This is a genomic window from Neorhizobium alkalisoli (assembly GCF_002968635.1).
Classification (GTDB): domain Bacteria; phylum Pseudomonadota; class Alphaproteobacteria; order Rhizobiales; family Rhizobiaceae; genus Neorhizobium; species Neorhizobium alkalisoli.
Window position 1 is genome coordinate 880,945 of record NZ_PVBN01000001.1, and the last position, 11,365, is coordinate 892,309.

The following is an 11,365-nucleotide window of genomic DNA, read 5'->3' on the forward strand; positions in this document are numbered from 1 at the left end:
AGGCGCCGCCGAAAAACGGGCGCCTATTCCTCTTTTCTGGCTCGCTCAGAGATCGACGTGTTCAGCCGGTTCCGTCGGCCGCGGAGGGCGTTCGGAAGGGTCGCGGCCGACTTCGGCCTTGAGCGTCATCAGGTCGATGAAGTGGTCGGCCTGGCGGCGCAGGTCGTCGGCGATCATCGGCGGCTGCGTCTGCATGGTCGAGACGACCGAAACCTTGCGGCCCCTGCGCTGCAGGGCTTCCACCAGCGTGGTGAAATCGCCGTCGCCGGAAAACAGCACGAGGTGGTCGACGGTTTCGGACTGTTCCATGGCGTCGATCGCCAGTTCGATGTCCATGTTGCCCTTGACCTTCCGGCGCCCCATGGAATCGGTGAATTCCTTGGCAGGCTTGGTGATGACCTTGTAGCCGTTGTAGTCGAGCCAGTCGATCAGCGGACGGATGGAGGAATATTCCTGGTCTTCGATCAGGGCGGTGTAGTAATAGGCCCGGAGGAGATAGCCGCGTTTCTGGAAAGCCTTCAACAGTTTGCGATAGTCTATATCGAAGCCGAGGCTTTTCGAGGCAGCGTAAAGATTGGCGCCGTCAATAAAGAGAGCAATCTTCTCCCTTGGGTCAAACATATGGTCTCCATCCCCTTGTTCTTATAAACCTGCTTGGCAGGCAGAGCTTTGGTCAATATTTTTGAACCAAACCTCCCGAATAATCCACTACATTAAGAACTATTCATATAACTGTCATTTATGGCACGATTCGCAATAATCCAAGCAGCTTGCGGTTGAATCGGGCTGTCGCCCCCAGGAGTCATCGGCGGGGGGAAACGAAGACTGGGTCAGGAAAAACTTGAATTTGCCGTGCAATGGCTGTATCGGGCGTATCAATTCCGAAAATCCATGACCCAAAGGACAGGCAATGGCCCGTGTCACAGTAGAAGATTGCATTGACAAAGTCGATAATCGTTTCGAGCTGGTTCTGCTCGCGAGCCACCGCGCCCGCCAGATTTCCCAGGGTGCTTCGATCACGATCGACCGCGACAATGACAAGAATCCGGTTGTCGCCCTTCGGGAAATCGCCGACGAGACGCTTTCCCCCGACGACCTCAAGGAAGACCTCATCCACTCGTTGCAGAAGCACGTCGAAGTGGACGAGCCGGAGCCCGATCCGGCTTCGCTGATCGCTGCCGGCGGCGTTGCCGTGGCATCCGACCGCGACGAGGACGTGGATCTTCCGGAGACCGTTACTTTCGATCAGATGTCGGAAGAAGAACTGCTCGCCGGCATCGAAGGCCTCGTGCCGCCGGAAAAGAGCGACGATTACTAAGCGAAACATTCGCTTAGCAAGTTTTCGTTCATTCTCTCGCCCTAATCTGCTTGAATGTTTTATGATGGCTGCGCCAATCTTCACGGTTGGCGCGCCATTTTCTTTTCGTCCGGCGCCCATTTGCGGGCACTGAAGCGGTATCGAGGACATTTTTCAGGATGATGCGGCAATACGAGCTCGTGGAGCGGGTTCAGAAGTATAAACCCGACGCCAACGAAGCTCTGCTCAACAAGGCCTATGTCTATGCCATGCAGAAGCATGGCCAGCAGAAGCGCGCCAGCGGCGATCCCTATATTTCCCATCCGCTGGAAGTCGCCGCCATCCTGACCGACATGCATCTCGACGAGTCGACCATCGCCGTCGCGCTTCTGCACGATACCATCGAGGATACCACCGCCACCCGTGCCGAGATCGACGAACTGTTCGGCGAGGATATCGGCCGGCTGGTCGAAGGGCTCACCAAGCTGAAGCGGCTCGACCTGGTGTCGAAGAAGGCGAAGCAGGCGGAAAACCTTCGCAAGCTGCTGCTCGCCATCTCCGACGACGTGCGCGTCCTTCTCGTCAAGCTCGCCGACCGGCTGCACAACATGCGCACGCTCGAGCACATGAAGGCGGAGCAGAAGGCGCGCATTTCGGAAGAGACGATGGACATCTATGCGCCGCTTGCCGGCCGCATGGGTATGCAGGACATGCGCGACGAGCTGGAGGATCTGTCCTTCCGCTACATGAATCCGGAGGCCTACGAGACCGTCACCAAACGGCTCGTGGATCTGGAGGCGCGCAACGAGGGCCTGATCAAGAAGATCGAGGACGAACTGCGCGAGCTGCTGATCGCCAACGGGCTCACCGACACCTATGTCAAGGGGCGGCAGAAGAAGCCCTATTCGGTGTTCCGCAAGATGCAGTCGAAGTCGCTCTCGTTCGAGCAGCTCTCCGACGTGTACGGCTTCCGCATCATCGTCGACAATGTCCCGTCCTGCTACCGCGCGCTCGGCATCGTCCACACCCGATGGCGCGTGGTGCCGGGCCGCTTCAAGGATTATATCTCCAATCCGAAGCAGAACGACTACCGCTCCATCCATACGACGATCGTCGGCCCGTCGCGCCAGCGCATCGAGCTGCAGATCCGCACGCAACTCATGCAGGAGATCGCCGAATACGGTATTGCCGCCCACGCCCTTTACAAGGACGGCAAGGGCGGAGAACTCCTTCCGAGGGAATCGAACGCCTATTCCTGGCTGCGCCATACGATCGAATCGCTTGCCGAAGGCGACAGCCCCGAGGAATTCCTGGAGCATACCAAGCTCGAACTCTTCCAGGATCAGGTCTTCTGTTTCACGCCCAAGGGGAAGCTGATTGCGCTGCCGCGCGGCGCCACCCCGATCGATTTCGCCTATGCGGTGCACACCAATATCGGCGACACCACCGTCGGAGCCAAGATCAACGGCCGGATCATGCCGCTCGTGACCAGGCTCAACAACGGCGACGAAGTGGAAATCATCCGCTCCGGCGTGCAGGTGCCGCCTGCCGCCTGGGAGGAAATCGTCGTCACCGGCAAGGCGCGCTCGGCCATCCGTCGTGCCACCCGCATGGCGATTCGCAAGCAATATGCGGGCCTCGGGCACCGGATCCTGGAGCGCACTTTCGAGCGCACCGGCAAGGTTTTCTCCCGCGAGGCTTTGAAGCCGGCGCTCCATCGGCTGGCATACAAGGATGTCGAGGATGCGATCGCCGCCGTCGGACGCGGCGAGCTCTCCTCGCTCGACGTGCTGCGCGCCGTCTTCCCGGATTACAAGGACGAGCGCGTCACCGTGAAGCCTGCCGATGACGGCTGGTTCAACATGCGCAGCGCCTCCGGCATGATCTTCAAGCTGCCGAACCAGAGGGCCGTCGCGCCGGAGGAAATCGAGGCCGGACTGGATCCGCTGCCGATCCGCGGCCTGTCCGGCAATATGGAAGTCCGGTTCGCGCCAAGCGGCGCTGTACCCGGCGACCGCATCGTCGGCATCATGGAAACGGACAAGGCGATCACCATCTATCCGATCCAGGCTTCTGCCCTGCAGCGTTTCGATGACCAGCCGGAGCGGTGGATCGACGTGCGCTGGGACCTCGACGAGGCGAACAAGTCGCGGTTTTCTGCAAAGATCGAGGTCAACACACTGAACGAGCCCGGCACGCTTGCGACCGTCACTCAGACGATCGCCCGTCTCGACATTAATATCCGCACGCTGGCGATGGGCAGCAACCGCGCCGCCGATTTCTCCGAGATCAGCATGGAGGTCGAGGTCTGGGACCTGCGGCAGCTCAACCAGCTTCTCTTGCAGTTGAAGGAACTCGACTGCGTCGCGAATTTGAAGCGGGTGTATGACTGAGGCGTCCCCGGCTAAGGCTCTCTGCTAGGCATAGGCTCCGGAAATCAGGAGGATGGCTCCGACAGCCATCATCGCCACACCCGGCCAGTTCCTACTGAGGCTCAGGAAACCGACGCCCTGATGTCGGGGTTCCAGGGTCGGCTTCGTGTCGCCCTGGCCGGAACGATGCGGCTCGCTGAGCCGGCGACGAGCCAGGGCTCCACGAAACAGGTACAGCAATCCGGCAACGAACAGGATTGATCCAAAAACAATCGTCGACACCTGAGTCCACCTCCTTTGGACCCCGCCCGACCAGTATAGCGGAAAGACGCGCGAGTGGGGAGTAGGCACGGTTTTGCGGGAGATGTCGAATGTTCGAAGGGTGGCCTTTGCTGCCGGCTCGTTATCCGTTGCCCATTTTTCAATCCGCCCAGCTATCCGCCATGCTTCCGGCGCAAGGCTGATCAGCGGTTCCCGCGTTGGTAAAACGTCAGCGCGCATCTTATATTGCTGCAGTGCAATATGAGAGAGAAAGAAGAAACAATCATGTTTGACTCAGTTCGCAAATTCGCCCGCGCCTTCCGCGTTCCCACAACCCAGGACCGTGAAGTCGCCTATCTGAACGAAGCCCGCGACCGGATCGACCTCGAATACCGTATGCGCCAGATCGACCGCGGCATGTTCCGCAAGTCCGGCTTCTAACAGCCTGCCCGTCGTCCGCGCGGAAAGTGCCGCGCGGTTTGCAGATCTGCGCATCCGCAGACGATGCGCCCGGCATTCGGATCGCTTCCGCAGGAATGCCCAGGCGCGAGCGGCCAACTTTCGCCATCATCTTCGGCTTCGGCTATGGCCGTAAATTGATCCGAAGATTGCCGCGGCGTGAGGGACTGTGTCCCGTGCCGCCGAACGATGATAACACCCGATGCCATTCCGCCGCCGCACCCCGCTCGGATTTCGTGACAGACTGCTTCGCGCAGTTCTGCCGACCAAGGGTTTTCGCCGCAGCCTCGATTATTATCGCCTGAAGGTGATGCGGATCGGCGGATCGCCGCACGCGGTCGCTGCCGGCCTTGCGGTCGGCGTGGTAAGCGCCTGGACGCCGTTTCTCGGGCTTCACATGCTCCTCGCGATCCCGATCGCCTATTTGCTCGGCGGCAGCGTCATCGCCGCGGCGCTCGGCACGACATTCGCCAATCCGATCACCTGTCCCATCATCTGGCCGCTCACCTGGAAGATCGGCGAAGTCATGCTCGGCAACGAAGCCGCCGGCCATGACCGCCTGGATCTCGGCGCGCTTTTCCACCACCTCGACCTGTCGCAGCTCTGGCGGCCGATCCTGGAGCCGATGTTGATCGGCTCGCTGCCGCCGGGGGTTCTCTCGGGGCTTTTCTTCTATGCCGTGACCTATTGGGCTGTGCGCAGCTTCCGCAACCGTCGCCGGCAACGCTTGACGGCGCGGGCCGGAACGCTCAAGTCAGTGTAAAACGCCACCGAGCGCACGAAGGAAGAATTTCATGATCATCGGCATAGGCAGCGACCTGATTGACATCCGTCGAGTCGAAAAATCGATCGAGCGGTTCGGCGAGCGCTTCACCCATCGCTGTTTTACCGAAATCGAGCGCACGAAATCTGACCGCCGCCAGAACCGGGCTGCATCCTATGCCAAGCGTTTCGCCGCCAAGGAGGCCTGTTCCAAGGCGCTCGGCACCGGCATGGCCCAGGGCGTGTTCTGGAGGGACATGGGTGTCGTCAATCTCCCGGGCGGCAAGCCGACCATGGTGCTCACCGGCGGCGCGTCGGAGCGCCTCGCCGAGATGATACCGGCAGGTCACGAACCCATCATCCACATCACCATCACCGATGAATACCCTTACGCCCAGGCCTTCGTGGTCATCGAGGCGAGACCTCTGGCCGGCTGATCTGCCACCCGTTACCCATCAGCCATTGCCGCCGCCCCGTGAAGGGGTTAGAAAGCGGCACTTTGCTGGAAAGAGAAAGAACTTTGAACGTGTCCGAAAAAGCCCAGACCAAGCCGCAGAACAGCCTTTGGGAAAATATCAAGGTCATTATCCAGGCTTTGCTGCTGGCGATGGTGATCCGCACCGTCCTCTTCCAGCCCTTCACCATTCCCTCCGGCTCGATGATGCCGACCCTGCTCGTGGGCGACTATATCTTCGTCAACAAGTTCGCCTACGGTTATTCGAAGTATTCGCTGCCGTTCTCGCCGAGCCTGTTTTCGGGCCGCATCTTCCAGTTCAGCGAGCCTGAGCGCGGCGACGTGATCGTCTTCCGCCTGCCGAGCCATCCGGATGTGGACTACATCAAGCGCCTGATCGGCCTGCCCGGCGACAAGGTGCAGGTCACTGACGGCGTGCTTCTGATCAATGGCAAGCCCGTGCCGAAGCAGGGTGACGGTACCTTCACCTCCGACTACAGCCTCGATCCGGGCACCAATGTGCCGGTCTTCCGCGAGACTCTCGAATCGGGCGTCACCTACGACACGCTTGATCATTCGCCGGTCTCGCGCGGCGACAACACGCAGGAATTCACGGTTCCCGAAGGGCACTACTTCTTCATGGGCGACAACCGCGACAATTCCCTCGACAGCCGCTTCGACGTCGGCATGGTGCCTGCCGAAAATCTGGTCGGCCGCGCCAGCATCATTTTCTTCTCGCTCGGTAACGACACCTCGTTCCGCGAAATCTGGAAATGGCCGACGAACATGCGCTGGGATCGGCTCTTCAAGGTCGTTCGGTGATGAAGGCCAAGGCGCTTTCGGCGGAGGATCGCGGCCAGCTTGAAAAAGTGATCGGCCATGAATTCGCTGACAAGCAATGGCTGGACCGGGCGCTCACCCATGCGAGCACCGGTTCGGCCAAAGGCGCAAATTACGAGCGGCTGGAGTTCCTGGGCGATCGGGTGCTCGGCCTCTGTGTCGCCGAGCTTCTGTTCAAGACCTTCCGGTCGGCGACCGAAGGCGAGCTTTCGGTGAGGCTCAATCAGCTCGTCAGCGCCGAGAGCTGCGCGCATGTGGCCGATGAGCTGGAACTGCACCGCTTCATCCGCACCGGCGCCGACGTCAAGAAGCTCACCGGCAAGCGAATGATGAATGTTCGCGCCGATGTGGTGGAAAGCATGATTGCCGCGCTCTATCTCGATGGGGGGCTTGAAGCCGCGCGCGGCTTCATCCTCAGGTATTGGGAAGGCCGCGCCGCCCGCGCCGACGGTGCGCGGCGCGACGCCAAGACCGAATTGCAGGAATGGGCGCATGCCAGGTTCGGCCTGACGCCTTCCTATCGCGTCGACGACCGGTCGGGGCCGGACCACGATCCGCGCTTCACGGTCACGGTGGAAGTGACGGGAGTGGCGCCGGAAACGGGCGTCGATCGCTCCAAACGCGCTGCCGAACAGGTCGCCGCGACCAAGATGCTCGAACGTGAAGGCGTGTGGCAGAAGCCCGCCGGAGAATGATTGGACAAGATGAGCGAAAACGACAACATCACCGCTGACGAAAAAGAAATCGGCGCGACCCATTCCGGCTTCGTGGCATTGATCGGCCCGACCAATGCCGGCAAATCGACGCTGCTCAACCGGCTCGTCGGCGCCAAGGTTTCGATCGTCAGCCACAAGGTGCAGACGACGCGCGCCATCGTGCGCGGCATCGCCATCCACAACAACGCCCAGATCGTTTTCATGGATACGCCCGGCATCTTCAAGCCGCGCCGCCGGCTCGACCGCGCCATGGTGACATCCGCCTGGGGCGGGGCGAAGGACGCCGACCTGATCCTGCTCCTGATCGACAGCGAACGCGGCATCCGCGGCGATGCCGAAGCGATCCTGGAAGGCCTGAAAGAGGTCCATCAACCGAAGATCCTGGTGCTGAACAAGATCGACCGCGTCCGCCACGAGGATCTCCTTAAGCTTGCCGCTACAGCCAACGAGGCGGTCGCCTTCGAGCGCACCTTCATGGTCTCGGCCACGACCGGTTCCGGCTGCGACGACCTGATGGACTATCTCGCCGAAACCCTGCCGGAAGGTCCCTGGTATTATCCGGAGGATCAGATCTCCGACCTGCCGATGCGTCAGCTCGCTGCCGAAATCACCCGCGAAAAACTGTTCCTGCGCCTGCATCAGGAGCTTCCCTACGCCTCCCACGTCGAGACGGAGAAATGGGAGGAGCGCAAGGACGGTTCGGTCCGCATCGAACAGGTCATCTATGTGGAGCGCGACAGCCAGAAGAAGATCGCCCTCGGCAAGAACGGCGATGCCATCAAGGCGATCTCCACGGCCTCCCGCAAGGAGATTTCCGAAATCCTCGAGCAGCCGGTCCACCTCTTCCTGTTCGTCAAGGTTCGGGAAAACTGGGGTGACGATCCGGAGCGTTTCCGCGAGATGGGGCTGGATTTCCCGAAAAGTTGAGCGGATTTTCGGCGGCTTTCCTGGAACGATTATAAAAAGCTATTGCTAAAGTGCGGGCTGCGCGTCACCCTGTCGCAAACAGCGAGAGGTCCGTGAATGGCTGACATTGGATTCTTCGACGGCAACGCCGAGATGGACGCAATCTGTTCAGTCGGTTTTTATAGTTGGAGCGTCCCGGAAAACAGGGTCTACGGCGATGAGGTCATCGCCGATATATTCTGTGTGCCCCTTGATGACCTGGTGGAAGGCGCGCCGATCGAGCTGGTCATCCGGTATATCGACGAGGGCGACAAGCAGCGGGTCGCCAAGGCGATCCATGACGCGATCATCACCGGCCTGCCTTATCAGGCCGAATATCGCCTTACTCATCCCGATGGTCGCAAGATTTCCGTAACCGCGAACGGCCGTTGCTTGCGGGATGTGGAGGGGGTTCCTTCGATCTACAGCGGCACGGTCACGCTCCGGTCGTCGCTCAACCCGTCGGAGGGCGACCCGCTGGAAAGCCATTGCCGGGCTGCCCTCCGCATCGCCACGAGACGCCGTCATACGCTCGCGGCGCGTTATCTCTCCTCTGCGCTGAATGTGATCGGCGGCAAGAAAGAGTTTTGAGGAGCCCTCACTTCTTCTGCTGCCGGTCCATCAGCGCCTTGACCTCCTGGTAACGCCGGCGGTTCTGCTGCTCCTGCTCGTTGGGGCCATAACATGTGTCGGAAATGCAGAAGCGCAGGAGATTGAACGGCGGCTGCGGCTTGTCGAACTCGCATTCGATCTCGTTGTTGAAATCGGTCGGCTTGGCATCTTCGCGCGTGGAATAGGTAAGCCTTGCGCCCGGTGGGTCGAGTTCCGGGTAGGATTGCACGATGCCGGTCTTGACGTTCGGCACCAGCAGGAAATTCTTGGCGACCGTCACGCAGGCCTGTTCCAGCTGCGGCGATTGGGCGGCGGCGGGAGAGGCAAGGAGAACGGTGGCCGGCAAAGCGGCCAGTGCGGCAAGAAGGACGTTTTTCATAAGGGCTCCCGGGCTTTATGACTTGAGGTCGAAAATTTCGCACAGGAATCCAAATGGAGCCCGATTTGTTCCAGGCAAGACGGCTGAAACCGCAACTTCCCGCAAGAGGGTACGTTCCAGAAACCGATTCAGTCTGAAGCACTTATCGGATAGAACTGAATCACATTGGAAGGATGTTGAAGCGGCACATGCAGTGGCAGGACGAAGGCATCATCATCGGCGTCAAGCGCCACGGCGAGACGAGTGTCATCGCCGAACTGATGACGCGCGAGCGCGGCCGGCATATGGGGCTTGTCCGTTCCGGTCGCTCGCGCGCCATGCAGCCGGTGCTGCAGCCCGGAAACCGGGTGGAGGCGGTCTGGCGTGCGCGTCTCGATGAACATCTCGGCGAGTTCAAACTGGAGCCGGTGCGCCTGAGAGCCGCGAAGCTGATGGAGACGGCGACCGCCGTCTATGGCGTGCAGGCCATGGGCGCGCTGCTGCGGCTGCTGCCCGAGCGGGATCCCCATCCGCATCTCTTCGAGGCGCTGGATATCATACTCGACGCGCTGGACGATCCTGCCGATGCCGGCGAACTCTTCGTGCGCTTCGAACTGGCGGTCCTGAACGATCTCGGCTTCGGCCTCGACCTGACCGAATGCGCCGCCACCGGGATTGCGGAGGATCTCGTCTATGTCTCGCCAAAGACCGGCCGCGCCGTCTCGCGCGCCGCGGGCGCGCCCTATGCCGACCGCATGCTGGCTCTGCCCGGCTTCCTCGGCGACGGCGCGGCGAAGGCGGCGGACCGCGAAAGCATGGCGGCAGCCTTCCGTCTCACCGCCTTTTTCCTGCACCGGCACGTCTATGAGCCCCGAGGCCTGACGGAAAACGCCGCCCGCGACGGTTTCGTGCAGGCGGCGCTGAAAGCCCTGTCCCAGTCAGCCGAGCGACAGGCCGGCTGATCTTCCTTATTCGGCCGGCTGGGCAGCCGGCATCGGCCGGTCGACCGCCTTTTCCTGGATCGGCCAGTGCACGACCGCGGCGAAGATGCCGAGCCCGACGCCCAGCCACCAGACCGGGTCGTAGGAGCCGAAGCGGTCGTAGAGATAGCCCCCCATCCAGACGCCGAGGAACGAGCCGACCTGGTGCGACAGGAAAACGATGCCGCCGAGGAGGCCGAGATGGCGCGTGCCGAACATGATGGCGACAAGCCCGTTGGTCGGCGGCACGGTGGAAAGCCACAGCAGCCCCATGACGATCGCGAAGACGATCACGGTCGTCGGCGTCTGCGGCAGGATGAGGAACGCGGTCACCGCGATCGACCGGCCGATATAGATGTAAGCGAGGAAATAGGGCTTCGAATAGCGCTGGCCGATAAAGCCGGCGCCGAGCGAGCCGATGATGTTGAAGAAGCCGATCAGCGCCATGGCGATCACCGAATAACGCGCATCGATGCCGATATCCCCGAGATAGGCCGGGAAATGGGCGGTGATGAAGGCGACCTGGAAGCCGCAGACGAAGAAGCCGGCCGTGAGCAGCAGGTAGCTCTGATGGCCGAAGGCTTCCTTCAGGGCAGCACTCACCGATTGCTGGAACTGGCTGTGCGACTGGCTTCCCGAGTTTGCATTGCCGCGCAATGGAAAGGCAAGCAGCGGCACGACCAGCATCATGACAGACATATAGACCAGGCTGTCGGACCAGCCGAAATTGCTGATCAGCGCCTGGCTCAGCGGCGCAAACAGAAACATGCCGGCCGAACCGGCCGCCGTGCCGATGCCGAAGGCCATCGAGCGCTGCTCCGGCGTCACGTTGCGCGCAAAGGCGGAAAGGATGACGCTGAAGGAGCCGGCGCCGATCGCCATGCCGATCAGCACGCCGCCGCCGATATGAAGCCAGACGGGCGCGCTGGCATTGGCCATGAGAATGAGGCCGGCGGCATAGAGTACGCCCGACATGGTAAGGACGCGGCCCGTGCCGTATTTGTCGGCGAGCGCGCCGAAGAAGGGCTGGCTGAGGCCCCAGCAGAGGTTCTGGATCGCCATCGCAAGACCGAAGGTCGAGCGGTCCCAGCCGGTATCCTGCAGCATCGGAAGCTGGAAGAAGCCCATGGCCGAGCGCGGGCCGAAGGTCAGCATCGCGATCAGCGCGCCTGCGGTGATGATTAGAGCAGATCCTGTTCAATCCGGGTCATATCCGGCAGCTCTGAAGTAGTTCGCGCATTCTGAGGGTGTGAAGCAGGGAACCAAAGCGCCTACTGCATCCCACAAAGCATCAATCTTTCGCTCTGCC

14 protein-coding genes and 1 pseudogene are annotated in these 11,365 nt (G+C 61.1%); 10 read left to right on the forward strand and 5 right to left on the reverse strand.

Features of this window, described 5'->3' with window-relative positions:
* Positions 1-45: 45 nt before the first annotated feature.
* Positions 46-621 carry a LabA-like NYN domain-containing protein gene (locus C5L13_RS04430; protein WP_105381992.1) on the reverse strand — a complete coding sequence of 192 codons (576 nt, stop codon included), beginning with the start codon at positions 619-621 and terminating at the stop codon, positions 46-48.
* Between the two features lie 289 nt (positions 622-910).
* Here C5L13_RS04430 and rpoZ point away from each other — a divergent pair, with 289 nt between their 5' ends.
* Together rpoZ and C5L13_RS04440 are read left to right on the forward strand one after the other, a co-directional pair.
* Positions 911-1,318: a DNA-directed RNA polymerase subunit omega gene (rpoZ, locus tag C5L13_RS04435; RefSeq protein WP_105381993.1), complete on the forward strand. Its 408-nt coding sequence runs from the start codon at positions 911-913 to the stop codon at positions 1,316-1,318.
* A gap of 158 nt (positions 1,319-1,476) precedes the next feature.
* The gene (locus tag C5L13_RS04440; RefSeq protein WP_105381994.1) at positions 1,477-3,690 is read left to right on the forward strand and encodes a RelA/SpoT family protein; all 2,214 of its coding nucleotides are present in this window, start codon (positions 1,477-1,479) and stop codon (positions 3,688-3,690) included.
* A gap of 24 nt (positions 3,691-3,714) precedes the next feature.
* Here C5L13_RS04440 and C5L13_RS04445 read toward each other — a convergent pair whose 3' ends face one another.
* Positions 3,715-3,951, reverse strand: coding sequence for a hypothetical protein (locus C5L13_RS04445; RefSeq protein ID WP_105381995.1), 237 nt, complete (start codon positions 3,949-3,951; stop codon positions 3,715-3,717).
* A gap of 264 nt (positions 3,952-4,215) precedes the next feature.
* Between C5L13_RS04445 and C5L13_RS04450 the strand changes: the two genes are divergently transcribed.
* The 7 genes from C5L13_RS04450 (at position 4,216) to C5L13_RS04480 (ending at position 8,697) form a co-directional block, all read left to right on the forward strand.
* Positions 4,216-4,371, forward strand: coding sequence for a DUF3563 family protein (locus C5L13_RS04450; protein WP_105381996.1), 156 nt, complete (start codon positions 4,216-4,218; stop codon positions 4,369-4,371).
* A gap of 220 nt (positions 4,372-4,591) precedes the next feature.
* Positions 4,592-5,152 carry a DUF2062 domain-containing protein gene (locus C5L13_RS04455; RefSeq protein WP_105381997.1) on the forward strand — a complete coding sequence of 187 codons (561 nt, stop codon included), beginning with the start codon at positions 4,592-4,594 and terminating at the stop codon, positions 5,150-5,152.
* Between the two features lie 31 nt (positions 5,153-5,183).
* Positions 5,184-5,588 (forward strand): holo-ACP synthase, encoded by a 405-nt coding sequence (acpS, locus tag C5L13_RS04460; protein WP_105381998.1) that lies wholly within the window; start codon positions 5,184-5,186, stop codon positions 5,586-5,588.
* An 89-nt stretch (positions 5,589-5,677) separates the two neighbouring features.
* On the forward strand, positions 5,678-6,427 hold the full coding sequence (gene lepB, locus C5L13_RS04465; protein ID WP_105382085.1) for a signal peptidase I: 750 nt from the start codon (positions 5,678-5,680) through the stop codon (positions 6,425-6,427).
* The gene (gene rnc / locus C5L13_RS04470; protein ID WP_205836810.1) at positions 6,427-7,140 is read left to right on the forward strand and encodes a ribonuclease III; all 714 of its coding nucleotides are present in this window, start codon (positions 6,427-6,429) and stop codon (positions 7,138-7,140) included. The genes lepB and rnc overlap by 1 nt, the downstream gene beginning before the upstream one ends.
* A gap of 9 nt (positions 7,141-7,149) precedes the next feature.
* A complete protein-coding gene (gene era / locus C5L13_RS04475; RefSeq protein ID WP_105382087.1) occupies positions 7,150-8,088 on the forward strand; it encodes a GTPase Era in 939 nt (312 codons plus the stop codon).
* 96 nt (positions 8,089-8,184) lie between these two features.
* On the forward strand, positions 8,185-8,697 hold the full coding sequence (locus tag C5L13_RS04480) for a PAS domain-containing protein (protein ID WP_105381999.1): 513 nt from the start codon (positions 8,185-8,187) through the stop codon (positions 8,695-8,697).
* Between the two features lie 7 nt (positions 8,698-8,704).
* On the opposite strand, the gene C5L13_RS04485 is transcribed toward C5L13_RS04480, so the two are convergent.
* Positions 8,705-9,097: a hypothetical protein gene (locus C5L13_RS04485; protein WP_105382000.1), complete on the reverse strand. Its 393-nt coding sequence runs from the start codon at positions 9,095-9,097 to the stop codon at positions 8,705-8,707.
* 188 nt (positions 9,098-9,285) lie between these two features.
* Here C5L13_RS04485 and recO point away from each other — a divergent pair, with 188 nt between their 5' ends.
* Positions 9,286-10,038 carry a DNA repair protein RecO gene (gene recO, locus C5L13_RS04490; protein WP_105382001.1) on the forward strand — a complete coding sequence of 251 codons (753 nt, stop codon included), beginning with the start codon at positions 9,286-9,288 and terminating at the stop codon, positions 10,036-10,038.
* 6 nt (positions 10,039-10,044) lie between these two features.
* Here recO and C5L13_RS04495 read toward each other — a convergent pair whose 3' ends face one another.
* Together C5L13_RS04495 and C5L13_RS04500 are read right to left on the reverse strand one after the other, a co-directional pair.
* Complete coding sequence (locus C5L13_RS04495) at positions 10,045-11,220, reverse strand: MFS transporter (RefSeq protein WP_342588152.1); 1,176 nt, start codon at positions 11,218-11,220, stop codon at positions 10,045-10,047.
* 33 nt (positions 11,221-11,253) lie between these two features.
* Positions 11,254-11,365 (reverse strand): annotated as a pseudogene (locus C5L13_RS04500) (IS630 family transposase); the annotation flags it as partial.

Excerpts from the sequence above, each read along its gene's own strand:
- C5L13_RS04430 (WP_105381992.1), bottom strand. The coding sequence starts at position 621 with ATGTTTGACCCAAGGGAGAAGATTGCTCTCTTTATTGACGGCGCCAAT.
- rpoZ (WP_105381993.1), top strand. The coding sequence starts at position 911 with ATGGCCCGTGTCACAGTAGAAGATTGCATTGACAAAGTCGATAATCGT.
- C5L13_RS04440 (WP_105381994.1), top strand. The coding sequence starts at position 1,477 with ATGATGCGGCAATACGAGCTCGTGGAGCGGGTTCAGAAGTATAAACCC.
- C5L13_RS04450 (WP_105381996.1), top strand. The coding sequence starts at position 4,216 with ATGTTTGACTCAGTTCGCAAATTCGCCCGCGCCTTCCGCGTTCCCACA.
- C5L13_RS04455 (WP_105381997.1), top strand. The coding sequence starts at position 4,592 with ATGCCATTCCGCCGCCGCACCCCGCTCGGATTTCGTGACAGACTGCTT.
- acpS (WP_105381998.1), top strand. The coding sequence starts at position 5,184 with ATGATCATCGGCATAGGCAGCGACCTGATTGACATCCGTCGAGTCGAA.
- rnc (WP_205836810.1), top strand. The coding sequence starts at position 6,427 with ATGAAGGCCAAGGCGCTTTCGGCGGAGGATCGCGGCCAGCTTGAAAAA.
- era (WP_105382087.1), top strand. The coding sequence starts at position 7,150 with ATGAGCGAAAACGACAACATCACCGCTGACGAAAAAGAAATCGGCGCG.
- C5L13_RS04480 (WP_105381999.1), top strand. The coding sequence starts at position 8,185 with ATGGCTGACATTGGATTCTTCGACGGCAACGCCGAGATGGACGCAATC.
- C5L13_RS04485 (WP_105382000.1), bottom strand. The coding sequence starts at position 9,097 with ATGAAAAACGTCCTTCTTGCCGCACTGGCCGCTTTGCCGGCCACCGTT.
- recO (WP_105382001.1), top strand. The coding sequence starts at position 9,286 with ATGCAGTGGCAGGACGAAGGCATCATCATCGGCGTCAAGCGCCACGGC.